Origin of the sequence: Arthrobacter sp. 9V, from assembly GCF_902506065.1 — a bacterium.
Lineage (GTDB): Bacteria > Actinomycetota > Actinomycetes > Actinomycetales > Micrococcaceae > Arthrobacter.
Window position 1 is genome coordinate 3,670,036 of sequence record NZ_LR732912.1, and the last position, 21,155, is coordinate 3,691,190.

Sequence of the window (21,155 nt, forward strand, 5' to 3'; positions counted from 1 at the left end):
GGCTAGGCTCTGTTCGCGGCCATCAGGGCCTTGCCGGTGAGTTCCGTAGCCGCGATCCTGGTTCGGGAGCCCAGCCGGCTGAGCTGAAGGCTGCTGCCACTGGCCAAATGCCGATCATAGGGCAACACACCATCGCTCAGTGCTGCCTCATGATTCTGGCGGGACCGTACCACCACTGCCACTTGGTGAACGTCCGGGAATGAAGTGCCCAGCGACTCCTGGAGTGACGCGAGTTTGGCCGCCTCCGGGTTTCCGGGCGGTGAAACCAGGACCACGGCGTGCGCGGTTCCCAGCAGCGCGGCCGCATGCCGGGACAAAGGTGAGGCACCGCCGTCGACGACTGTTACCGCCATAAAGCGCGACAACGTGGATGAAACGTCTGTCCACTCCTGCAAACCGATCGGCGCGTCCGCCAAGGCGGGAACGTCAGCCCTCCCCGCCGCGAAGACGTGGTTGCCGCAGGCGGCAGCGTTCTTGACGGAATCGGGCAACGTACGGACCGGTTGTGTACGGAACTGCTGCATAAGGTCAGTTAATAGGGCGGTTTGCGAGGCTCCAAGGTAGCGCAGGAGGTTGCCGCTGCGATCAGTGGCATCCACGGCTATGACTGGCTCCTGGCGGATGCCGCCCAGCAACTTGGCCATGAGCGCTGCAACGGTAGTAGAGGCCGCGCCGCCTGCCGTCCCCAAAATTACTATCCGCCGACCCGTGGTGATGGGGGCTTCGACCGCTGAGCTCGCCCTGATGAGGCGCTCGGAAAGGGATCCGGAAGTCACGGCGTCGGTCACCTCGAAGCGGACGCGTTCCCACCAGGTGTCACCACTTTTACGGCGTGAAACAGCACCGCTTGTGGCGTGTGGCGCAGGGACGGAAGGGCTCGACGGCGGCACCTCAACTGGCGCTGTCTTCGGTTCATCGGTAGGGGCCGCCGGCATGGTGGCATCGGAAGGGGCTGGGGCTGGTGTCGCAGTGCCACCCATACCCGGAAAGCCGCCCACCGGCGTCGCCGGCTGGCCTATGGGAAATCCTGAACGCGTTGTCTCAGCCAAAAGTCTGTCCTAGCTGTGTGTAGGCCCCGGAAAGTCCGAGTACCAAGGGAATCGTGGCGAGGACGCACAAGAGCTCCAGCCGTGAGGCGATTACTCGGAGCCTGGCGGCAGTCTGTTCCCTGACCGTGACCACACAGGCAAGCAGCACCAAGACAGCAAAGGCTGCTGCCACAGCAAGCCAGAGAGGCTGTTTAGTGGCCAAGGCAAAGACCTGGGTGGCACCCCAGCAAGCGCCCGCTGCTGCCACATAAACTCCGGCACGCTGTGCGAGCAACGGCAGCGCCAGCCCCCTGAACGTCAAGGCACCCAACAACGCCACCGCAAGCAGCACCGCCCAAACAGGCCGGTTCTTCGCCGTCGCAGCCACCACCACCGCAGTACCGGCCACCAAAGCTGCGATGAGCGTCCAGCCCGTCAGTGTGGCGTGTGCTGCATGGACGGCGTCCAGCGTTGTGCTGCGAGTGATCCGTTTGCCTTGGCGTTGGTCGTCGTCCAAACCACTAAGGCCGGTCAGTACTGTAGCCAGCCGGGGCGCAACACCCAGCGCAAAGATGGCCACAATGCCTGTGATTCCTGCCGAGAGTGGCTGGTCCCGCGTGCTGAAGCCCAGCACTGCCCACGTTCCCTCCAGAACCAGGAGCAGCCCGGCACTTGAAAGGAAGGGTATGTACTTACCGGTTGCCACGCCGGCCGCAACCGCGGCGAGGACCAGAGCGCCGGACAAGAGCAAAGCTCCAGTCGCGAAAGGCGTCACTATGAAAGCTGTGGCACCGGCAGTGGCCAGCCCGGCGGCTACGAAAGCCAGTCCACCCGGGACGGTGCGAACGCGTCCGGCTATGGCACCGAGCAACATCAAGGTGGCAGCGATCGTGATGCCGATGAAGGCTGCATCCCTGTTTCCGGTTCCACGCAGAAGCACCACGAACGACGAACAGGCAGCAGCCATCAACAAACCGGCAATGGACGCGAGGCCTTCGGTCCTCAGCGGCCCGGCCCACAGAGCCGGGAGTCGCTCTGTTGATTCGGCCGCGAAGGAGGGGACATCGTAAACGTCAGGCGCTGCCGGGACATCGCGTTCCTCGCGAAGATAGAGCATGGAGCCATCAGGGATGCCCGCCTGACGCAGCGTCAGTGAACTTTCCAACGTGATGCCTACGCTGGTGGTCAGCACAGATGTAGTAAGGAGCGCGGTGGTGGCACCGGCGGATGTCCTGGCGCTGGGCTCGTTCATCAGACTCAGGATCTGCGGCATCAGCGATGCAATGGGTTCATCGGAAGGGAGCCTCACATCGAGGTGCCGGTGCGCCGCGATGACGGTGACCCGGCTCAAGGCCATGCTCATAGGGTTCCTTCGATGAGAGTTGCTGATGCTGACGTCACGGCTTGTTTGGCCGCCTGTTCACTGAGCAGATGCTGGACAAAGCTGAAACCAACGCAAATGGCGGCGATGAGCGCTGCGATCAGTAGTGATTGCATGAGCCGCGCAGTTGCCGTCTTATAGTTTCGTTCCTGCGGGTTCTGGCCGAACAGCAGTGAATCGTCGAGTCTATGCTTCCTTACCCGGGCGGACTCAAGCAGCCGGGAATCATAATCTTCAGCCATGTGCGGCCTCCCCCATCAGGCTCCTGTACGGCGTCATAGTGCCATCAACCCTATTCCATGGGCCGGTTTCAATACGGTCCAGACCCTAGCATCTGCCCGTGACAATGTTTGCTCCAGGACTTCTCGTGCAATGGCTGCGGCACTCGCACTTGCGCGAAGGCCAGGTCCTTGTTTTTGACACCGGAGCACCTAGGTGGTGGTGGGGAGCACTCATTTTTGGTGTTTTCAGCACCTAGAAGGCCTCGAAACGGTACCTAGATGGGCCTTTCCGACCCTAGGTGTCCCCTGCGGTGGTGCAAGGTGAAGCCTGTGGGGCTTCGTTCCGTAACCTTTTCGGGTTTGTGACTAAGCCGTCACAGGAGACCTCGTTTCTTGTTAGTGCATCGACTGGACATAACAAGCCGTGTTCAGCATGCTGTTAAAGTACTCAGGCACCACCGAACCACTTACTTTTTGGGGGAACCAATGGCCATCTTTGACATGGGCGCCGAAACACTCGGGCACCTGAGCAAACAAACCGACGCATCCCACCAGGACCTCGGCGCCCTCGTCCGGCGCTTCGTGGACGCCGTCACCCCGCTCGAAGGAAAATTCAGCGGCGCCGGCAAAGCCGCGTTCGACTCCTTCAAAAACCGCTCCGACCTCGTCGCCTCCGAACTGAACACCGCCCTCGCCGCGATCGTGACCGGCCAATCCGGCATGAACACCGCCTTCACCCAAGGCGACCAGACCGCCTCGGATAACGCACGCCGCTCCGAAGGCGCCGCGAACTTCGACGCCGCACGATTCCAAGGACGGGCATAACACCATGACCACCAACCGCATCGCCTACGACACCAACGTCTCCGCCCAAGTCCAATCCGACATCCAAGCCCTCGCCGCGCACCTCGAAACCCTCATCGCCGCCCGCCAAGCCGACGTGAACCAGGCCATGGCCGACTTCCGCGCCGACGGCGTCGACACCGAATACCAGGCAGTCGAAACCCGCTGGAGCTCAGCAGCCGACGAAGTCAAAGCCATCATCGCCCTGGTCCGCACCACCCTGGCCACCAACGACGACACCGCCACCACCGCCACCACCTCTGCCCGCAACGCCGTGCAGAGCATCGGCTAACCCGGCAGCACTTTAGAGGCAGGTGACTGGTATGGCTGTGTGGAGTATTGATGTTGGCACCGCACGGGCGGTGATCTCATCGGCCGCGAGCTCTGTTTCGGCGTTGGAGGAACCGTTGGCGGGCGTGCAGGGCGCAGTGGAAGGAATCGCCGCGGCCATGCCCTCCGCCCAAGTCCAGGAAGCGTTAGGGGCGTTGATCGAAAACGGGGTGGTTCCTGCCACCACGGACGTGCTCGAACGCAGCACCGCAGCCCTGACCGGGACCTCCGAAGCCGTAAGCCATTACGCCAACAGCGACCTGACCATGGCATCCACAGCGGCGTCCAGTGCCTCAACCGTGCACCTCCAAAGCCGCCGCAACCCGCTGCAGTAACCAACCGGGATTGGGAAGAAAACGATGAGTGTGAACTTCGCAGATGTCTGCGCTGCTGGTCCCGGCGCGTCCGGGATCAGCGTTGACGGGCTCCCGCCGCTGCCGGACCCCGACGCCCTGGACACCCAGGGACAAGCCCTTTCAGCGTCCGGGAACGCCGTGCATTCCGGGATCAACGACGCCGCAAGGTCCTGGGCCGGTCTCTCCAACGCCTACGACGCCCCCGAAGCCGGGCAAGTCCTGACCGCCTTCAACCCCGTGTTCTCCCGCTCCCAAGACCTCGCCAACCTGACCAGCAACGCCGCGACCGTGCTGGCCGCGTACGCGGACCGGGCCAGGGAACTAAAACAACGCATCAACACCCTCCGGGCCGAAGTCCACACCCTGGACGAGCTCATCGGCGGCAACGATGACTGGCGCTCCAACCTCAAAATCGTGGACCAGCACCGCGACACCATGGACAAAGCCAGCGCCCTGGCCCAAGCCATCCTCGACTCCGACGCCACCTGCGCCACCGCACTAGCCGCCCTCACCGGTGGGCAAAACTACACTCCCCCGACCATCCCCAGAGCCAACCTCAACAACTCCACCGACGTCCTCTCCAACGCCTTCACCCACGTCCAGCACTACCTGGGAAACGACGAAAAACTACCCGACCTTCCCTGGGGCCCACCAAACATCTCCGTCCGGCTGGCCGGGCCGATCTCAGCAGCCCAAGGATTCACCACCGCCCTGATCGGCGCCGTCCAAGGCCTCCACACCCTTGTATTCACCACCGATACGGCCAAACAAGTCCAGGCCTGGCAAGGGATGTTCGCCGCCGGCGCCGCAGTACTCACCACCCAAAACGTGTTTGCCCGCGGCGGCAAAGACATGACCGCCGACGAAGCGCAAGCCGTCCTGACCACCGTCAACGTGGCCAAAGAAACCATCCACTACGACGAATGGGGCACCAACCCCGGCTACGCCATCGGCGCGACCACCTTCGACGTAGCGACACTTCTTGCCGGTGGCGCCGGAGTCGGGATCAAGGCCGGATCAGCTGCCGGGAAGCTGGGCTTGGCTGCGCAGCGACTCAGCACCGCAACCATGGACAGCCCACGGCTGGGAAGGCTGTCCTCGGCCCTCAGTAACGCCGCCAACGGACTCCACCGGACCGGACTGTTCCTGGATAAGCCCGGCTCACTGGCACTGAAACTATCGGACCTGGTAATGCCATCCACCACGGCCAAGGTGCTCGACAAAATCACCCAAACGAAGGCGGCTTCGTGGGCCGCTCTCGGCAACGCGAAACTTGGCGCAGCAGACCTCATCACTGGAGGCAAAAACCTCACCGCCGACGGGATGAGCTCCCTAGCCCAAGGCCTACGAAACGCCGACGCGATCCTTCCAACCACCTTTCACCCCGATCCCAGCGGCTTCCTGACACGGACCGCCGGCGACACAGCAGTACCGAACTGGCTGGATAAAAGTGCTGCAGGCATCCGGGGAAACACCCCTCAGACACAGGGCGGCTCCGGTGCACTCGCTGAAATCCATGCTCCGGCGGCGCATACCCCCGTGGTCCCTGACCCCTTCCCGCCACAGAACAACATCACCAACACCGTGGTCCTTCAGCATGGTCACGATTTCTTCCCGGTAAGCCGCAAAGACAACTTCGCAGCCAAGACCGGGCTGGAACCCAACACCTTGTACATCGTGGACAACCGCACCAAAATGCCAGATAGCACCGGCGGCCTCACGGCCGACAGTCTTGAACGGTTCTATACGGATGCCACCGGCCGGGTCGAACGCGTAGACACGTACGCTGGCGTCAAGGGTGCCTGGTCCGTTGAACTGAACAAGCGGATGCCCAACGTCACCTACAACGTCGTCGCGAAAACCGACGGTGGCTTGGAAAACCACTTCACGATCATCACCGATGACTTCGCCAAGCCCAAGAGCGTCGAAGCACACATCACCGGGTTGCTAAAAGGCGACATCAACCGCAGCGCGTGGCAGCAGATACTCGCCGGTATCCGCGTCGGCGGACGCGGCTACGAGGGCGGCCACCTCATCGCATCCCTTTTCGCAGGACCAGGAGAAGGCGCCAACCTCCTGGCCCAACTCATGTTCCAGAACCGCGGCCACGGAACCCCCAACGTGCCCGCCAACACCCTGGCGTTCTACCAACTCGAACGAGAGCTCATGACCAAGGCCCTCCACCGCGTCGACACCGGACAACCCCTAGACTTACGTCTAAAGGTAGAAGCCGTCCCAGGACCAAAACCCGGGCTGCCTGGCTCGTTGAAGGTGACCCATGGCTTCGACGGAGGTCTACCGAGGACACACCGATTCTCAAATCTGCCCATCGCTGAAGAGGAGTTGCAGTGATTGACGCTACGCCCGCCAGCAGCCCTTCCGTATTACTCGGATTGCGCCGCCTGCAAGAGGAAACTTTCCGGCAGGGGGCCCTCGGTTTCGGATCCCAGGAGGTGGTGAGTACCTCCGTGATCCATCAGGCATGGTCCAGGCGCACTGAAGATATCAAGCGAAACGACGTTTGGGGATACCGCGAATTCGCCGTGGACTTTTCCGATCACTCCATGGACTTGTGGTTAGAAGAAGTACGCCGTGAGTCCTATCGCGCCGGAGCTGGTACGTGGACCAGCTGCAAGGTCTATCTCTATCCTGACTCCGACGGCAGACTCGAAACCTTCGATTTCGAACTTTTTCGGCCTAACAGCGATGACGGAATTCCTGATCGTCCGGCGGACGCACTGACATTGTTCCAGGACCTGAAGGCTTTCCCACGCACGCTGGACAACATTCCGCAGTGGATGTGGACTGTGTTCCGCGCCGAAGGCGTCACACCCCCTGTCTACAACCCCCAACTGCAAACAGTCGAGTGGGCCAACAAACGCCTACCCGTCACCGAAACCGGCACCGACTTCTCCGCCCAACCCCAAATCATCGACCCATCCAAAGAACCAGGCGTCTTCGCGAAAATCAGCCGAAAGCTCTTCGGCTAGACAACACCAACACCTCGAGCAACCACAATCCAAACTCCCCGAAGAAGCGGAGCTGCGTACGCCGTCGTCGAGGTTCATCTGCTCGAGGCGACATCAACCGCAGCGCATGGCAGCAGATACTAGCCGGTATCCGCGTCGGCGGACGCGGCTACGAGGGCGGCCACCTCATCGCATCCCTTTTCGCAGGACCAGGAGAAGGCGCCAACCTCCTGGCCCAACTCATGTTCCAGAACCGCGGCCACGGAACCCCCAACGTGCCCGCCAACACCCTGGCGTTCTACCAACTCGAACGAGAGCTCATGACCAAGGCCCTCCACCGCGTCGACGCCGGACAACCCCTCAATGTCGATCACCGGTTTGGTTCTGAAAAGCGAAGGTCTAAATTGTTTCCAAATCTTCCATTAGCGGAGGGATCCCAAGGATGATTTCCGGGTCATTTATTTCGAGCGAGAATGTTCTGCAGGGTTTACGGAGGCTGCAGGCCGGAACGTTTGTAGAGGGCGCCTTGGGCTTCGGTGCGCAGGAAGTGATTAGCACATCTGTCATTCATCAAGTTTGGTCAAGCCGTTCCGAAGACATCCTTCGACATGGCATCTGGGGTTACGCTGAGGGATTCGTCGATTTTTCCGTGCAATCCATGGATTACTGGCTTAAAGAATTACGTCGGGAGTCCTACCGCGCTGGAGTCGGTACGTGGACGAGCTGCAAGGTCTATCTCTACCCGGAAACTCACGGGAAACTAGAGACTTTTGACATTGAGATCATCGAGCGCGACGCCAACGACGACCTGACAGATCGTCCGGCAGACGCACTGACTCTGTTCCAGGACCTCAAAGCGTTCCCGAGAACGCTGGACAACATACCCCAATGGATGTGGACGGTGTTCCGAGCCGAAGGCATCACACCCCCTGTCTACAACCCACAACTCAAAACAGTCGAGTGGGCCAACAAACGCCTCCCCGTCACCGAAAATGGCACCGACTTCTCCGTCGAACCGGAAATCGTAGACCCATCCAAAGAACCAAGAAGATCGGCAAGAAGCTCTTCGGCGGTTAGGCTTCAACACGGACACGAACGCGCCCTGTCCGCAGCAGTACGGTCAGACAGGGCAGCCGAGATCCAAGTTTTATGAAGAAACGGGGCTGCTTAAGCCGCCGTCGAGGCCCCCACAGCCTGCTGGGCTGCTCAAATGCAACTAACCGCAGCGCCTGGCGGCAAATACTCGCTTCTATCAACTCGAAAGAGACCGCATGACCAAGGCCGTTCCCCGCATTGATACCGGACAACCCCTGGACTTACACCTAAGAGTAGAAGGGGTCCTAGGCCGAAATAGTGAGGCTGTTGATGCAAGATTCCGTGGTTGATGCGCCCTATATTAGGCAGGGACTAGATCGCTTGCAGGAGCATACTTTCTCCAAGGCCGCACTAGGCTTTGGTGCACAGGAAGTCATCAGCACCTCGCTGATGTTTGAAGATACGTCGAGGCGCTACGTCGATGTTTGCCGCGACGGTCAGTGGGGTGGTCGGGACTGGCAAACCGATTTTCCACCCGAGCTGCTTGACTACTGGCTGATGGAAGTCAGACGTGAACTCTATGTTCCAGGCCTCGGCACATGGAAAACCTTCAGAGTATTCCTTTTCCCGTCCGACGAAGGGCGTATAGAGGCATTCGACTACGAGATTCTGACTCGCGGCATGTTCGGTGATCCGAAAAACTCCAACAGCCCAGCATCAGGGCAGGCCGTCAAGATGGATCTCCTGACATTCCCCCGCACATTGACAATATTCAGGAATGCATGTGGACTGCTCTGCGTACAGATGCTCAGACGCCCCCGGTGTACAACCCCCCGACTGAATACTGTCGATTGGGACAACAAACGCCTCCCCGTCACCGAAAGTGGCACCGACTTCTCCGTCGAACCGGAGATTATTGACGCATCCAATGAACCAGGCGTCTTCGCGAAGATCGGCAACAAACTCTTCCGCAGCTAGGCTTCAACATCGAACACGAAAGCGACCGTCTGCATTGACACCATCACATAGAGCAACCGCGATCCAAGCTTTGCGAAGAAGCGGCGCCGCCGGCTACGCCATCGGCGCCACCACCTTCGACGTGGGCTCGATGTTCGTCGGCGGCACCGGTATCGGGATCAAGGGAGCATCCCTCGGCGGCAAACTAGGTGCCGAAACCGCCGCCCTCTCCAAAGCCGCCACTCTGTCCAAAGCCACGACCACTATCACCGGCGCAACCCGCACCATGCTCGGCGAAACCGCAACAGCCATCACCGCCAAACTCACCCAAGCACGCACCGCCATCTGGGACCACGGCATCGGCACAGCCCTCGACAAACTCGACAACGGACTGGCCAAACTCAACCAAACCCTCAACGGACCACAACCCGCCCACGCCGGAATACCGCACCAACTCCCCACCCCAGTCCCAGAAACACAGTGGCTGGCCAAGATCGACGAGACCAGCGCGGCAGGCGCCAAGGCGTAGCCGGCCCCAGAACCCGTCCCCCGCATCGTCGACCAAACCCTCGGAGACACCTCCCTCCCAGGACGCCACCCCGAACTGCAACCCACCATCGGCGACACCGACGGCGGCATTGGAAGCTGGCAGGAGCCCATCAAAGGTCGAAGCAAGAATGGCGTCCCTGACCAGATCTTCGGGAACGGGGTTGATAACGTTGGCCCCAAAGGCAAACTGCTTGAGTATGTAGTGATCCACGACAACATCGAAGTTGAATTTGACGGACACCTCTGGCGGGGCCATCCGCCCGTCGAGGTCTTTCAAGAAATCAAGGGAAACTACAGCCATTTGGAGAAGCCCTTCTTTCGAGGTATTGGCGCTACCGATGCTGCGATTGCTAAGTGGACCCGTGGTCAAATGACGAGCCAACTTGAGGCGTTACCTGCAGGTGCACGATTGGAGTGGATTTTCACAACTTTTGAAGAACTCGCTCAGATTGTGCGCACCGCTGTGCGTCGAGCCAGGTTTCCAATCGATATGAAATTTATCCCCTTGAAGAAATAGAACAGTTGGACAAAACATAGATGACTACAGTTGATGCGACACTAAAACCTTTCATTCTTGGCAACTGGCAAGCTAGACCCGAAGAGTTGTCCGAAATCGCTGTCAAGCTCCTGAAGACGCTCACACTAGTCGAGAGTTCAGTTAACTCTGGTCGGATGGAATGGGCCTTTGATGCAGGTGGCGAAGCCGAGTTCAGGCTACGGCCCTTTCCCACCGATGCTGATCCCTCCGACATAGACTTGAAGCCGTTTCTTCGGAAGGATGATGCCCAACGGGTTTGGACAAAGGGCGGCCTTACCGTACTGCTCTACGGGAGAGCCAGCGACTGGCCTACCGGCAAGATGGTATCCGTGACTGGGACAGTTGGTGCCGATACCCGCCTAGGGAATTCCCTGGAAATTGCTTTTCTTCCTCGAGACGGCGATTTGATGCTTTCAAGTTCTGACTTGTCGTACCTCGTCGAGGAAATCGGAGAACTCTGGAATGCTACATGGTTTGCCGTTTTAACAGATGAGATTATTGATTCTACTGAACAAACATTCGGCGAACCGGAAATTGGAATTATTTCCTACTGGGCAGACACTATCAATCGCCCGCTCCCGGCATCGAGTAATGTAACCATCCGAAAGACCGTCAAGGGGATGCTCGCTCAAGTACACGATATGAGCAGCAAAGCAGCCATCACTTACGCATTGAAAGTGAAACAGATGTAAAACAACGGATAACGCCCCCCCGTAGGCACCGATGGCCACCCAGAGCAGCCACGACCCAAACTTTGGCCTCGTGACCTATTGGGCCGATAGCCTGCAACCGTCATTGCCGGCTCTGGATGAAGTATCCGCGGGGTCAGGTCATCTATTCCGAGCGCAGGAACCTGGCGTACGTACCAGGCAAAGGCTTTGATTTGGACGAGGAGATTTCGTTGATGCCTGGACGGATGCAGACACTCACAGTGGACATTAGTATCGCACCGAAGGAGGGCTAGTTTTGATTCACGACGCGAGGTACGACGTCGCAGACGTCATTTCAAGGGATCTCTTCCGCGTTGGACGATATAGATCTCGACTTGCAGTTGGGCGGGCGGGAAGCGGCACCTCGGGATGTGGCGGCGAGGGTTCTAGCGACGCTTCCGATTCTCGAGCAGCTTGATACACGCCCGATGGAGTGGGTTGGAATTCCCCATACTGCTGGGCAGATCGCAGGATCCGACACTTTAGGACGCACCGTCGAGGAGCTCGTCGAACTTGTTGTAGCCGGTGTCCGAAAGGACGATGCCGGGAGCTTTCACCCAAGTTGAGGCTATTTCGTGCAGCTCGTCTCATACGTCAAAGGGACGGAACGAGGTACAAGCCCGTTTCACGCTGCCATCAGCGATGGAGCACACGACGGATCCTCCAGCGATTCGTTCTCATTGACCTTTGAGAAAGCGCAGGTGCAGGGTAAAGACGCCATCGTCGACACCTTTGCGTCACTTGTGGAGGTCTGGAGACCCACACACGGCGGCATCTTCGGCTACGAAATCAGCCGACGAAGACGCGGGGAACAAATCTGGTACCCGCCAGTGGGCGCACTGACGTACTCAGCGGCAGACAGCCGCTACGTTACTGCCCGAGGACGAACTCGTTGATCTGCATCCGCTGCCTCAGGGGGTGCTGGCCGTGCTCAAGGAGTGGTCCTTGGATGCCGTCCTCATCTTCGCTAACGACAGGGGCTACGTCCTCCCGGAAGACTCGCTAGTCGACCTGCGCCAGCTACCGAAGGGCACCCTGGCGGTCCTGAAGAACTGGACCTTGGACGCTGCCCAAAAATACGAAGCCGCATTCCGAGCAGTCAACAACAACCAGCCTGCCAACTGAGTTCCGGTGGAACAGGGCCCGGCACCTTGCGGTCGGGCTGATCGGCAGTTGTCTCTGGCACAGCAGAACTGACCCGCTTCTCCATGGTTCCCCGATCAACTGGATTTGGCCCTTCGAGTCTAAGCCAGCGCCGGATTGCCGCCCAAACAAACCATCGCTTTATGTGAATAACCCGCTACCATCCACACCATGGGCATCCACATTGGCACTTCAGGCTGGAGCTACGACCACTGGGAGCACGTGCTGTATCCCCCGGGTCTTCCCGCGGCCAAGCGCTTGGCCCACTACACGGCGCGATTCAGCACGGTTGAGCTAAATGCAAGTTTTTACCGGTGGCCGCGTGACACGTCCTTCGCGAGTTGGAGGGAACGGCTCCCTGCCGGCTTTGCCATGTCGGTGAAAGCACCGCGGGGTCTCACGCACGGCAAGAAGCTCTATGGTCCGGAAGTTTGGGTGGAACGGATCGTCCACTGCTGGCACGAACTCGGCGATAAAAGGGCGGTCCTGCTGGTCCAGCTGCCACCGGATTTTCAACGCGACGACACCCGGCTCGACTACTTCCTGGCCACCGTTCCGCAGTGGGTTCGCATCGCCGTCGAGTTCCGACATGACACTTGGGATCACCCGGACGTTTACGCCTTGCTGGAGCGCCGGGGTGCCGCCTACTGCATCATGAGTGGCGCCCATTTGCCGTGCATCCTCCGGGCCACCGCACCATTTGTGTACGTTCGTTTGCACGGCCCTGACCATGAGCACCTGTACGGCGGCTCGTACTCCGATGCGGATCTCCAATGGTGGGCTGACCGCATTCGGGAGTGGGACGGTTCCGGCAAGGACGTGTACGTCTACTTCAATAACGACGGCGGCGGTAACGCCGTGCGGAATGCTGAGACTTTGCGGTGGCTGCTTGGGGTCAGCTGAGCTCGCTGACCCCAAGGCGTAGATGGCCGGACGCTATGCCAGTCTTCCCCGCACGATCTCGCTGACGGCCTTGCCGTCAAAGCGTCCTGCAACCTTGGCGGTGACGGGCTTCATGACGGCTCCGATGGAGCGCATGGAAAGCTCCTGGCCATCAGCTTTCAGTGTCGCGACGGCGTCGTCAACGATTGCCTCTACTTCTTCCCGGGTGAGGGCTTTGGGCAGGTAGGCCTCGATTATTTCGGCCTCCGCCACCTCGGCCCCGGCCCGATCTGCCTCGCCGGCCTCGGTGTAAATGCGAGCAGTGTCCCTGCGCTTGGCTGCTTCTTTTTGAAGCAGTGACGTCACCTGGGCGTCGTCCAGCTCTACGGGGGTCTTCCCGGACTTTTCGCGGGTGCTAATCTCGCCCAGGACGTTGCGGACAGTGGTGAGGGCAACCTTGTTGCCGGCCTTCATGTGGTCAACGACGTCGGCTTTCAAGCGTTCTTTGAGTGTCATGATGTTGCTCCTTGTTCGGGATTCCTCCTGCCATCTTCCCAGCTTGGGCGCTCAAGGTGTTCTCCCGCCGCACGCCACCCGGTCCAGCCAGCCTGAATGGCGTGATGCTCCGGGACTTACTCAACAGGAATTAATCCTTGCGATTTGAATAGTAAGCATGCTTAGCTTATCGAGTCGCTGGAAATCCAGGATCATCCAGGAAACCAGCTGACCCGCCAACCGCACAAAGGAGCCTTAGCGCTTTGAGGAGGGACTCCCATGCCACTTTCAGAAAGGGAGCGCAAAGTTCTTCAGCAGCTTGAGCGCGAACTCTTTATCCAAGACCCGGATCTTGCCCGGCAATTGGAATCCGGGGTTCCAGTACGAGGCCCGGTTCAACCGCGCATCCGTGACGTCCTGGCCGTCGCCGTCGGAGTGCTGTTGATCCTGCTGGCCATCCCACTGCAAGCGTTCCCGTTTGCGCTAGCCGGCATCCTCCTGGCCGGCCACGGGATCTTGGCTCACCGCACCTATAAGAACGAGTCCTCCTCAAGATTCCTTTGAAGGCAGCGCCCCCGGCGGATCCTGCTCCGTTGTTTCCTTTTCCACCGGCCCGCTGACTACTACCTGCGCAGGGCTGTGCAGAAGGTAACCGTTGAGCCAGGAGAACAAGGCGCGGATCTTTTGCTGGAGACCGGACAACAGGGCAAGGTGGACCAACAGCCAGGACAGGAACGCCAGGATGCCTTGGAGTTGGATCCTCTTGCGCCCCAGCTCTGCCACTGCAGCTCCGCGCCCCACCATGGCCATATAGCCTTTGTCCACATATCGGAAGGGAGCACGGCTGCCACCGTTGAGGTCCGCAAGGATATTCTTGCCCGCCCATTTTCCGGCCTGCTGGGCCACCGAGCCCAGCTGCGGTAGCTTTGCTCCCGTCGAATCGGTGATGTTGGCTGCATCGCCAATGACGTAAACGCCGTCCGTGTCCGGGGCAGTCAGGTCTGTGCGGACATCAACTCGCCCGCCTCTCCCCTGAGGCAGACCGGATCCTGCAATGAGGTCACCCGCCTTCAAGCCCCCGGCCCACACCACAATTTGCCCGGGTACGGAATTCCCATCCGCCAACGTCACTCCGTCCGGCCGGACTTCGGTCACGCCCACTCCCATGTGAAGTTGGACGCCCACTTTCTTCAAATGATCGGTGGCGTAGCTCTGGGACTTTTTGGAGAACATGTTCAGAACGCTGGGCACCATATCCACCAAATGCACCTGGCAGCGGGCCGCAAGTTCCGGCGAGAAGTACTTACTCACTACGTATTTGACGTTTTCGGCCATGGCTCCGGCTGTTTCAACACCGGTAGGCCCACCTCCCACCACAACTACGTCCACGGACCCGTCCAGCTTCCTGTCGGCTTCGTCCAATAGCCGGGTGAGGCCGGTGCCAAGCTTCGTCGCGTCCGTGACGGAATACAGCGGGAAGGCATACTCTTCTGCGCCGGGAGTATTGAAGAAGTTGGGCACCGCCCCAACGGCGATGACCAGAACATCAGCCCGCAACGCGTGGCCATCACCAGTCTTGACCAAGCGCTCAGCGGCGTTTACCGAATTCACCCTCGAGGTCAGGACCTTGACAGTTTTGTAGCGCCGGAAAACGGAACGCAGCGGCCGGGCTATGGCTGACACTCCGATTTGCGAGGTTGCCACTTGATACAGGAGCGGCTGGAACTGGTGGTAGTTATTTGCGTCGATCAGCAGGACATGAATGCCCTTGCGCCCTAACTCCTTGGCTGCTGCTACGCCCGCGAATCCGGCACCGACAATGATGACTGGGTATGAGTCCTCCATGCGAGCAACTTACTGCACTCCAGGTTCCCGCAACAGGGGTTCGCCAATCGCCGTCGAGCGTTTATCTTGTGTTCCTGTGGGTACGCAGTGGGTAGTGTTCTGCATTCGGCAACGCACGCGGAAGGGTGATCTTTGTGAACGAGGACGGGCTGACGGAGGCAGTGCAGGAGGCGGGCGCCGTGGAGTTGCTCCTGGTCCGGCACGGCGAGAGCGAAGGCAACGTAGCCGCAACAGAAGCTCGTTTGGCTGGCGCCGAAGTCATTGATGTTCCTGCCAGGGACGCTGATGTGAGTCTATCGGGCACCGGACAGGACCAGGCCAAAGCATTGGGAACGGCGCTGGCCCGGATTGCCGATGAACTCCGCCCGGACGCCATAGTCTCCTCACCCTATGCACGGGCCCGGCAGACTGCGGAAATCGCCGTTGAAGCGGCTGGCTGGCCGGTCAAGGTACTCACGGACGAGCGTCTCCGCGACCGGGAGCTGGGCATCTTGGACCGGCTGACGCGGCTGGGCGTAGAGACCCGGTATCCGGAAGAAGCCGAGAGGCGGCTGTGGCTGGGCAAGCTGTACTACCGGCCGCCCGGTGGTGAGTCGTGGGCTGACGTCGCGCTGCGCCTACGTTCAATCCTGGATGAACTCAACACCTTGGGAACAGGCCAGCGAGTCATGCTGGTCTGCCACGACGCCGTCATCCTGCTGGTCCGCTATGTCCTGGAGGGCATGTCCGAGCAGGAAATCCTCGACCTCGCAGCCACCACATCGGTGCTGAATGCATCAATCACCCGCTACGTGCGTCCCTCCGGTGCCGGACCCTGGGAGCTGGAGAGCTTCAACGTAGCTGACCACCTCACCGAACAGGGCGTCACTGTCACAGAACACTCCGGAGATGCCAGTGTCCACCCACAGTGATCCCGGCACGCCCACTCTGGTGACGCCTTCGCTTCTGCGCGACTGGCCGTTGCCCGCACCCGGGGAGGACAAGTACTCACGAGGAGCAGTACTGGTAATCGGTGGCGCACGTGCGACTCCCGGCGCCGCATTGCTGGCCGGCACCTCGGCTCTTCGTGCCGGCGCAGGAAAGATCACCTTGGCCGTGGCCGAATCCGTAGCCGTGCCGGTGGGAGTTGCGCTCCCGGAGTGTGGGTCCGTGGGCCTGCCGGAGACCACTGAAGGGTCCGTAACGGGAGAAGGACTCCAGAGGATCTCCTCCTACTTGGATCGTGCTGACGCGGTGCTGATCGGCCCGGGCCTGGATGATCCGGAACTCGCCGAATCGCTGCTGCGAGCGCTGCTGGAGCGGGAAGAGTCCCGCACTGCAACCAACGACGGCGGTGCTCCCGCTATCGTTCTGGATGCCTACGCTTTGGGCGGGTTGGTGAAGATCGAAGATGATTTGGTGCCGTGGCGCGGCCGGCTGATCCTCACACCGAACCCCACAGAGGCAGGGATTCTCCTTGGCAGGGACGCGGAGGATCTGGGCGCCGATGTTGCCGAGATCGCCCGGCGTTTTGATGCGGTAGTAAGCTGCCAAGGCTACATCGCTGCGCCGTCCGGTGAGGCCGCTGCAGCAGACGAAGACTCCACTCTGTGGAAGATCACCACCGGCTACGGCGGCCTGGGCACGTCAGGCAGCGGCGATGTTTTGGCCGGGGCCATCGCCGGGCTACGCGCCCGCGGCACCAGCGGCGCCCAAGCCGCGTGCTGGGGCACTCATCTTCACGCCGCCGCCGCCGACCGTCTGGCCAGCAAGCTCGGGCCCCTGGGTTTCCTGGCCCGCGAGCTCGCCGACGAACTACCAGCACTCATGCTGGAGCTCAACACCTGATTCCCGCACCTAAGCCGGCTTCAGCAGTTCATGCTCGACGACGGCAGTACGGGACAGGGTCTTGTAACCTTCCTGTTCAAACAGAACAGTCATCACGTCATCCTCGTGCCGCATCACCAACCCGGGCCCCCACTCTTTGTGAATCACGGTGGACTGTAAAGGGAACAAATTCTCGGCAGCTGCGGTGCGCTGGCTAGCGTCATCTGACGCGGCGTCGTGGGGAGTTTCGGCGCACGCATCGCAGTTGCCGCAGGGCCGCGGCAGGTCCTCCCCGAAGTAGCCCAGCAGGAATTGGCGGCGGCACGCATCCGTCTCCGCGTAGCCACGCATCATGGTGAGTCGGGATTGGTCCACGCGTTGACGCGCCTCAGCCAGTTGAACCGCCTTATCCACCAGCGCGGTCAGCTTCGCTTTGGAGCTAAGCCGGGTGCCGCGCTTGCCGGTTCTCACAGCACCGGCTTCCTCCAACTGGTTCACCAGTGCTGTGACGCGGCGCGCGGGGAAGCCCGTAAGCTCCACCAAGGCAGTTTTGGGGGCAGGTGCGCCGGCGTTCTTGATGACTTTCAGAACGGCCATGAGCTCCTCCGGATCCGGGGCATGGGTGGCGAAGAACTTACGCAGCCCAAGGTCCTCAGCGCGGTAATGAAGTATGGCTGATGCCGGTTCGCCATCACGGCCCGCGCGGCCGATTTCCTGGTAATAGGCGTCCAAGGACTCCGGAATATCCGCATGCACAACAAACCGGACATTGGGTTTATCGATCCCCATGCCAAAGGCAGTGGTGGCAACCACTACATCCAGTTTGTCGTCCAGGAACTGCTCATGGATGTCTTCCCGGTCAGCGTCCGCCCTACCTGCGTGATAAGCCTCGGCGCGCAGACCCTGATCCGCCAGCAGAGCCGCATATTTCTCGGTGTCCTTGCGGGTGGCGGCATACAACAGTCCCAGGCCCTCCGCCTTCGCAAGCGCGACCACCTGCTCCACAACGGCTCGTCGCTTGCCCTTGTCCTCCTGATGCCGGACGACATCAAGACTGATATTGGGGCGGTCGAAGCCACGGACCAGGACCAGCGGCTCCATCATGCCCAACCTGTTGATGATCTCCTCACGAACAGGTGGGGACGCCGTTGCGGTCAGGGCTATGACCGGTGGGTTACCCAGGCGCTCGCGGACATTACCCAGTTCCAGGTAGTCCGGGCGGAAATCGTGTCCCCAGGAGGATACGCAATGTGCCTCGTCCACCACGAACATTGTGATGTCCAGCTTGGCAATGCGCTCTACGGTTTCCTGCTTGGACAATTGCTCCGGGGCGAGGAACAGGAAGATTGCTTTTCCGGATTCGACTGCCTCCCAGGCTGCCTCTACCTCGGAATCGGTGCGCGAAGAATTGACGACGACGGCGGCGCCCTCACCCAAGTCATCAGCCAGCCCGTCAATTTGGTCTTCTTGAAGGGCAATGAGAGGAGAAACGACGACGGCGGGACGGCCCGTTGTGTTGTGAAGGTGCAGTGCTGCGACTTGATAGGTGGCGGATTTTCCGTATCCCGTGGGCATGACAGCGAGGACATCACGCCCCTCTACGAGGGCGCCCATACCGGCCAGTTGGCCGTCGCGCAGTTCAGGCAAGGAAAAGGAAGAGGCCGCCAGGGCGGTCAGGGCAAGGTCATCGGACATTAAAGTGTGGCTCCGCGTTGTGGTTCCTGCGGCCACTTGCATCAGCCGAGGTGACCAGCCTAGCGCGGGCGGGGCCCCGCCGTCGTACGCCGTTTGCCTGGTTGTGGATAACCCCGGTTTGGTGACGTTAGCGCGGGTCCCGAGACCGTACCTGATAGCTGAGGTGCGTGACGCGCGCTCCTTGGACGATCACCGGATTGCCCAGCATGATTTGTTTCGACGGAACCGGCCTCGTACCAGTCCAAGAGTGGTCCGACTCCGCCATCATCCCGTGCAATGAATCCGTCGAGGGACATGGAAAACTGGGCTGAGACGCGGCTGTTCCGATACATGAAATCAGTCTTGTGGGAGCGCCCGGGTTTTCAAGGGCGCATCCCGCTCAGGCCGGTAATCAGGCTACTTACCAACGGTGACCAAGGTGCCTATGCTTGAGTTATGGAGCCCACTTCAGCCATCCTTCTGGTGTTTATCGGCGTGGTTGTCTGGCTCGCAGCCACCATCCTGCCACTGGCTCTGCTTCCCTCATCCCGAGCAGAAGAGGAGCACAAGCCCAAGGCGCGGCACCCCCGCCACCCAAAGGGCGAGCCGCGAGCCGTCCATAGGTTCCGGCCATCATCCCTGAAGGTTCGATCCGGGCACCACGCCCGGATTCGGCCGCACGGCGCTTAGCCGGGGTCGCACTTACCACTCCCGCCTGTCAAGATCCCCGTCTCCGGGGGCTGCACTATGCCCCCGGCGATCACTTATGCCCGACAATAACTGCTTGCAACTTGATGGTCAAGCGTTTTAGCACAGGCACAATTCTTTGAAACCAGTTTTGCTAAAACGCTTGAACACCTGTGAGATCCGCGCTAACTTACGAGTGATCAAACGCTTTAGCAGAATGGACATCAGCGCAGATGAAACGCTCAGTCTTCTTCCAACCAGCCGACGGCTGGGTTGGAGACCTCATCCCCTTCGAAAAGGACGGGGAGTTCTGGCTCTTCTACCTTCACGAAGACCGCTCAGACCCAAAACCGGGCACCTCATGGAACCTGGTCACCACCAAAGACCTCACGCAGTTTGAGGACCACGGCGTATCGCTGCACCACGGCAGCGAAAAGGACTTGGACTTCAACGCCTACACAGGCAGCATCGTCACGGACCAGTCCGGCGTCCATCACCTGTTCTACACCGGCCAGAACCCCCGCAACCTCGGTCCCGATGGGGCACCCCTGCAGTTGGTCATGCATGCCACGAGTACCGACGGCATGCGGACCTGGCACAAGCACCCCGAGCACACCTTCGGCGCCCCGGCCGGCTACGAATCCGGTGATTGGCGCGATCCCTTCGTGTTCTGGGACGACAACAAGAACCTGTGGAGGATGCTTCTCGCGGCAAGGCACTCGAGCGGGCCCGAACGCCGCCGCGGCGTCATCGCGCAGTGCCTATCCGCGGACCTGATGACGTGGCAACACACCGAACCGTTCTGGGACCCGCGTCGCTACATCACGCACGAATGCCCGGACGTGTTCGCCTGGGGTGACTGGTGGTACATGGTCTACTCCGAGTTCTCGGAAACGTTCACCACCCGCTACCGCATGGCCAAGAGCCCCGACGGCCCGTGGATGGTGCCCGCATTGGACAGCATCGACGGCCGCGCCTTCTACGCGTCAAAGACGGCAGAACGCGACGGACGGCGCTTCTTCTTCGGATGGATTGCCAGCAAAGAAGGCAACACCGATCACGGTCCATGGCAGTGGGCAGGAACCATGTCCGTGCTGGAAGCCCTCCAAAACCCTGACGGGACCCTGGGATTTTCGTTCGCGGATGAACTCGTGGAGAGCTTCTGGGAAGACGTCCCGGTTTCCCTGAACGGCGCGTTGCCGGCACGGCTCGAGGTGCCGGACGGGTACGCGGCCATGGTGTCCGACGAGGAATTGCCGCAGCAGTTTTACGCCAAGGCGGTACTGGATATCACACCGAACACCACCGAGTGCGGTTTGCTGCTCCGCTCCAGCCATGACGGCGACCATTCTTACGTCCTGCGCCTGGAACCCAAGCGTGGCCGGCTCGTCTTCGACCGCTGGCCCCGCGCCATCACCGGCGATGCCCAGTGGCACGTCTCCGGGGACGTCCCGTTCGACGTCGAACTTGAGCGGCCCTGCAACCTCACCCCCGGCGAGCACACGCTTGAGGTCATCGTCGACGGCGACACTTGCGTCGCCGTCGTCGACCGTCAGGTAGCGCTCAGCGCCAGGATTTACGACCTGACTACGGGCCGGATCGGCGTCTTCGCCGGAGAAGGAACCGTGACTCTTACCGAACTTGAGATACGCCAGCGTACCGACAACTGAATACCCCCAGCCCCACCTCTGTTCCAATCAAGGGAG

The 21,155-nt window shown here is 60.5% G+C and carries 25 protein-coding genes; 18 read left to right on the forward strand and 7 right to left on the reverse strand.

The window, feature by feature from the left end; genetic code table 11:
* Positions 1 to 2 precede the first annotated feature (2 nt).
* The 3 genes from BACI9J_RS16805 to BACI9J_RS16815 all read right to left on the reverse strand — a co-directional run bounded on the left by BACI9J_RS16805 (position 3) and on the right by BACI9J_RS16815 (position 2,651).
* Positions 3 to 776, reverse strand: coding sequence for a hypothetical protein (locus tag BACI9J_RS16805; RefSeq protein WP_159735376.1), 774 nt, complete (start codon positions 774 to 776; stop codon positions 3 to 5).
* A gap of 265 nt (positions 777 to 1,041) precedes the next feature.
* The gene (locus BACI9J_RS16810; RefSeq protein WP_159735377.1) at positions 1,042 to 2,391 is read right to left on the reverse strand and encodes an EsaB/YukD family protein; all 1,350 of its coding nucleotides are present in this window, start codon (positions 2,389 to 2,391) and stop codon (positions 1,042 to 1,044) included.
* Entirely contained in the window at positions 2,388 to 2,651 is a 264-nt protein-coding gene (locus BACI9J_RS16815; protein ID WP_159735378.1) for a hypothetical protein, read from the reverse strand. The genes BACI9J_RS16810 and BACI9J_RS16815 overlap by 4 nt, the downstream gene beginning before the upstream one ends.
* Positions 2,652 to 3,116: 465 nt before the next feature.
* Here BACI9J_RS16815 and BACI9J_RS16820 point away from each other — a divergent pair, with 465 nt between their 5' ends.
* The 5 genes from BACI9J_RS16820 to BACI9J_RS16840 all read left to right on the forward strand — a co-directional run bounded on the left by BACI9J_RS16820 (position 3,117) and on the right by BACI9J_RS16840 (position 7,149).
* The gene (locus tag BACI9J_RS16820; RefSeq protein ID WP_159735379.1) at positions 3,117 to 3,455 is read left to right on the forward strand and encodes a hypothetical protein; all 339 of its coding nucleotides are present in this window, start codon (positions 3,117 to 3,119) and stop codon (positions 3,453 to 3,455) included.
* A 4-nt stretch (positions 3,456 to 3,459) separates the two neighbouring features.
* Positions 3,460 to 3,765: a pore-forming ESAT-6 family protein gene (locus BACI9J_RS16825; RefSeq protein ID WP_159735380.1), complete on the forward strand. Its 306-nt coding sequence runs from the start codon at positions 3,460 to 3,462 to the stop codon at positions 3,763 to 3,765.
* A 31-nt stretch (positions 3,766 to 3,796) separates the two neighbouring features.
* A complete protein-coding gene (locus BACI9J_RS16830) occupies positions 3,797 to 4,138 on the forward strand; it encodes a DUF6507 family protein (RefSeq protein WP_159735381.1) in 342 nt (113 codons plus the stop codon).
* A 24-nt stretch (positions 4,139 to 4,162) separates the two neighbouring features.
* Positions 4,163 to 6,511, forward strand: coding sequence for a DNA/RNA non-specific endonuclease (locus tag BACI9J_RS16835; RefSeq protein WP_159735382.1), 2,349 nt, complete (start codon positions 4,163 to 4,165; stop codon positions 6,509 to 6,511).
* Between the two features lie 104 nt (positions 6,512 to 6,615).
* Positions 6,616 to 7,149 carry a hypothetical protein gene (locus BACI9J_RS16840; RefSeq protein WP_236558737.1) on the forward strand — a complete coding sequence of 178 codons (534 nt, stop codon included), beginning with the start codon at positions 6,616 to 6,618 and terminating at the stop codon, positions 7,147 to 7,149.
* Positions 7,150 to 7,268: 119 nt separating this feature from the next.
* Here the strand turns inward: BACI9J_RS16840 and BACI9J_RS16845 are convergent, their stop codons facing one another.
* Complete coding sequence (locus BACI9J_RS16845; RefSeq protein WP_201296711.1) at positions 7,269 to 7,502, reverse strand: hypothetical protein; 234 nt, start codon at positions 7,500 to 7,502, stop codon at positions 7,269 to 7,271.
* Positions 7,503 to 7,570: 68 nt separating this feature from the next.
* Between BACI9J_RS16845 and BACI9J_RS16850 the strand changes: the two genes are divergently transcribed.
* The 8 genes from BACI9J_RS16850 to BACI9J_RS16885 all read left to right on the forward strand — a co-directional run bounded on the left by BACI9J_RS16850 (position 7,571) and on the right by BACI9J_RS16885 (position 12,963).
* Complete coding sequence (locus BACI9J_RS16850; protein WP_236558738.1) at positions 7,571 to 8,281, forward strand: hypothetical protein; 711 nt, start codon at positions 7,571 to 7,573, stop codon at positions 8,279 to 8,281.
* 209 nt (positions 8,282 to 8,490) lie between these two features.
* Positions 8,491 to 9,141, forward strand: coding sequence for a hypothetical protein (locus BACI9J_RS16855; protein ID WP_236558739.1), 651 nt, complete (start codon positions 8,491 to 8,493; stop codon positions 9,139 to 9,141).
* A gap of 70 nt (positions 9,142 to 9,211) precedes the next feature.
* Positions 9,212 to 9,649 carry a hypothetical protein gene (locus tag BACI9J_RS16860; RefSeq protein ID WP_159735385.1) on the forward strand — a complete coding sequence of 146 codons (438 nt, stop codon included), beginning with the start codon at positions 9,212 to 9,214 and terminating at the stop codon, positions 9,647 to 9,649.
* 222 nt (positions 9,650 to 9,871) lie between these two features.
* Positions 9,872 to 10,186 (forward strand): hypothetical protein, encoded by a 315-nt coding sequence (locus BACI9J_RS16865; RefSeq protein WP_159735386.1) that lies wholly within the window; start codon positions 9,872 to 9,874, stop codon positions 10,184 to 10,186.
* Between the two features lie 20 nt (positions 10,187 to 10,206).
* Positions 10,207 to 10,899: a hypothetical protein gene (locus BACI9J_RS16870; RefSeq protein WP_159735387.1), complete on the forward strand. Its 693-nt coding sequence runs from the start codon at positions 10,207 to 10,209 to the stop codon at positions 10,897 to 10,899.
* 593 nt (positions 10,900 to 11,492) lie between these two features.
* Complete coding sequence (locus tag BACI9J_RS16875) at positions 11,493 to 11,813, forward strand: hypothetical protein (RefSeq protein WP_159735388.1); 321 nt, start codon at positions 11,493 to 11,495, stop codon at positions 11,811 to 11,813.
* A gap of 49 nt (positions 11,814 to 11,862) precedes the next feature.
* On the forward strand, positions 11,863 to 12,042 hold the full coding sequence (locus tag BACI9J_RS16880) for a hypothetical protein (protein ID WP_159735389.1): 180 nt from the start codon (positions 11,863 to 11,865) through the stop codon (positions 12,040 to 12,042).
* Between the two features lie 189 nt (positions 12,043 to 12,231).
* The gene (locus tag BACI9J_RS16885; RefSeq protein WP_159735390.1) at positions 12,232 to 12,963 is read left to right on the forward strand and encodes a DUF72 domain-containing protein; all 732 of its coding nucleotides are present in this window, start codon (positions 12,232 to 12,234) and stop codon (positions 12,961 to 12,963) included.
* Positions 12,964 to 12,996: 33 nt separating this feature from the next.
* Here the strand turns inward: BACI9J_RS16885 and BACI9J_RS16890 are convergent, their stop codons facing one another.
* A complete protein-coding gene (locus tag BACI9J_RS16890) occupies positions 12,997 to 13,458 on the reverse strand; it encodes a GatB/YqeY domain-containing protein (protein WP_159735391.1) in 462 nt (153 codons plus the stop codon).
* Positions 13,459 to 13,716: 258 nt separating this feature from the next.
* Between BACI9J_RS16890 and BACI9J_RS16895 the strand changes: the two genes are divergently transcribed.
* Positions 13,717 to 14,001, forward strand: a complete 285-nt coding sequence (locus tag BACI9J_RS16895; protein WP_159735392.1) for a DUF3040 domain-containing protein — start codon at positions 13,717 to 13,719, stop codon at positions 13,999 to 14,001.
* On the opposite strand, the gene BACI9J_RS16900 is transcribed toward BACI9J_RS16895, so the two are convergent.
* Positions 13,987 to 15,282: an NAD(P)/FAD-dependent oxidoreductase gene (locus BACI9J_RS16900; protein ID WP_159735393.1), complete on the reverse strand. Its 1,296-nt coding sequence runs from the start codon at positions 15,280 to 15,282 to the stop codon at positions 13,987 to 13,989. The two genes, BACI9J_RS16895 and BACI9J_RS16900, sit on opposite strands and share 15 nt — an antisense overlap.
* A 125-nt stretch (positions 15,283 to 15,407) precedes the next feature.
* Here BACI9J_RS16900 and BACI9J_RS16905 point away from each other — a divergent pair, with 125 nt between their 5' ends.
* Together BACI9J_RS16905 and BACI9J_RS16910 are read left to right on the forward strand one after the other, a co-directional pair.
* Complete coding sequence (locus tag BACI9J_RS16905) at positions 15,408 to 16,193, forward strand: histidine phosphatase family protein (protein ID WP_159735394.1); 786 nt, start codon at positions 15,408 to 15,410, stop codon at positions 16,191 to 16,193.
* Entirely contained in the window at positions 16,171 to 17,109 is a 939-nt protein-coding gene (locus tag BACI9J_RS16910; protein ID WP_201296601.1) for an NAD(P)H-hydrate dehydratase, read from the forward strand. The genes BACI9J_RS16905 and BACI9J_RS16910 overlap by 23 nt, the downstream gene beginning before the upstream one ends.
* Positions 17,110 to 17,118: 9 nt before the next feature.
* On the opposite strand, the gene BACI9J_RS16915 is transcribed toward BACI9J_RS16910, so the two are convergent.
* A complete protein-coding gene (locus BACI9J_RS16915; protein ID WP_201296602.1) occupies positions 17,119 to 18,783 on the reverse strand; it encodes a RecQ family ATP-dependent DNA helicase in 1,665 nt (554 codons plus the stop codon).
* 435 nt (positions 18,784 to 19,218) lie between these two features.
* Here BACI9J_RS16915 and BACI9J_RS16920 point away from each other — a divergent pair, with 435 nt between their 5' ends.
* Together BACI9J_RS16920 and BACI9J_RS16925 are read left to right on the forward strand one after the other, a co-directional pair.
* On the forward strand, positions 19,219 to 19,452 hold the full coding sequence (locus BACI9J_RS16920) for a hypothetical protein (RefSeq protein ID WP_159735397.1): 234 nt from the start codon (positions 19,219 to 19,221) through the stop codon (positions 19,450 to 19,452).
* Positions 19,453 to 19,682: 230 nt separating this feature from the next.
* Entirely contained in the window at positions 19,683 to 21,119 is a 1,437-nt protein-coding gene (locus BACI9J_RS16925; protein ID WP_159735398.1) for a family 43 glycosylhydrolase, read from the forward strand.
* Positions 21,120 to 21,155: the final 36 nt, after the last annotated feature.

Excerpts from the sequence above, each read along its gene's own strand:
- BACI9J_RS16830 (WP_159735381.1), top strand. The coding sequence starts at position 3,797 with ATGGCTGTGTGGAGTATTGATGTTGGCACCGCACGGGCGGTGATCTCA.
- BACI9J_RS16850 (WP_236558738.1), top strand. The coding sequence starts at position 7,571 with ATGATTTCCGGGTCATTTATTTCGAGCGAGAATGTTCTGCAGGGTTTA.
- BACI9J_RS16900 (WP_159735393.1), bottom strand. The coding sequence starts at position 15,282 with ATGGAGGACTCATACCCAGTCATCATTGTCGGTGCCGGATTCGCGGGC.
- BACI9J_RS16825 (WP_159735380.1), top strand. The coding sequence starts at position 3,460 with ATGACCACCAACCGCATCGCCTACGACACCAACGTCTCCGCCCAAGTC.
- BACI9J_RS16920 (WP_159735397.1), top strand. The coding sequence starts at position 19,219 with ATGGAGCCCACTTCAGCCATCCTTCTGGTGTTTATCGGCGTGGTTGTC.
- BACI9J_RS16810 (WP_159735377.1), bottom strand. The coding sequence starts at position 2,391 with ATGAGCATGGCCTTGAGCCGGGTCACCGTCATCGCGGCGCACCGGCAC.
- BACI9J_RS16885 (WP_159735390.1), top strand. The coding sequence starts at position 12,232 with ATGGGCATCCACATTGGCACTTCAGGCTGGAGCTACGACCACTGGGAG.
- BACI9J_RS16820 (WP_159735379.1), top strand. The coding sequence starts at position 3,117 with ATGGCCATCTTTGACATGGGCGCCGAAACACTCGGGCACCTGAGCAAA.
- BACI9J_RS16910 (WP_201296601.1), top strand. The coding sequence starts at position 16,171 with ATGCCAGTGTCCACCCACAGTGATCCCGGCACGCCCACTCTGGTGACG.
- BACI9J_RS16815 (WP_159735378.1), bottom strand. The coding sequence starts at position 2,651 with ATGGCTGAAGATTATGATTCCCGGCTGCTTGAGTCCGCCCGGGTAAGG.
- BACI9J_RS16870 (WP_159735387.1), top strand. The coding sequence starts at position 10,207 with ATGACTACAGTTGATGCGACACTAAAACCTTTCATTCTTGGCAACTGG.
- BACI9J_RS16835 (WP_159735382.1), top strand. The coding sequence starts at position 4,163 with ATGAGTGTGAACTTCGCAGATGTCTGCGCTGCTGGTCCCGGCGCGTCC.
- BACI9J_RS16895 (WP_159735392.1), top strand. The coding sequence starts at position 13,717 with ATGCCACTTTCAGAAAGGGAGCGCAAAGTTCTTCAGCAGCTTGAGCGC.
- BACI9J_RS16925 (WP_159735398.1), top strand. The coding sequence starts at position 19,683 with ATGAAACGCTCAGTCTTCTTCCAACCAGCCGACGGCTGGGTTGGAGAC.
- BACI9J_RS16915 (WP_201296602.1), bottom strand. The coding sequence starts at position 18,783 with ATGTCCGATGACCTTGCCCTGACCGCCCTGGCGGCCTCTTCCTTTTCC.
- BACI9J_RS16890 (WP_159735391.1), bottom strand. The coding sequence starts at position 13,458 with ATGACACTCAAAGAACGCTTGAAAGCCGACGTCGTTGACCACATGAAG.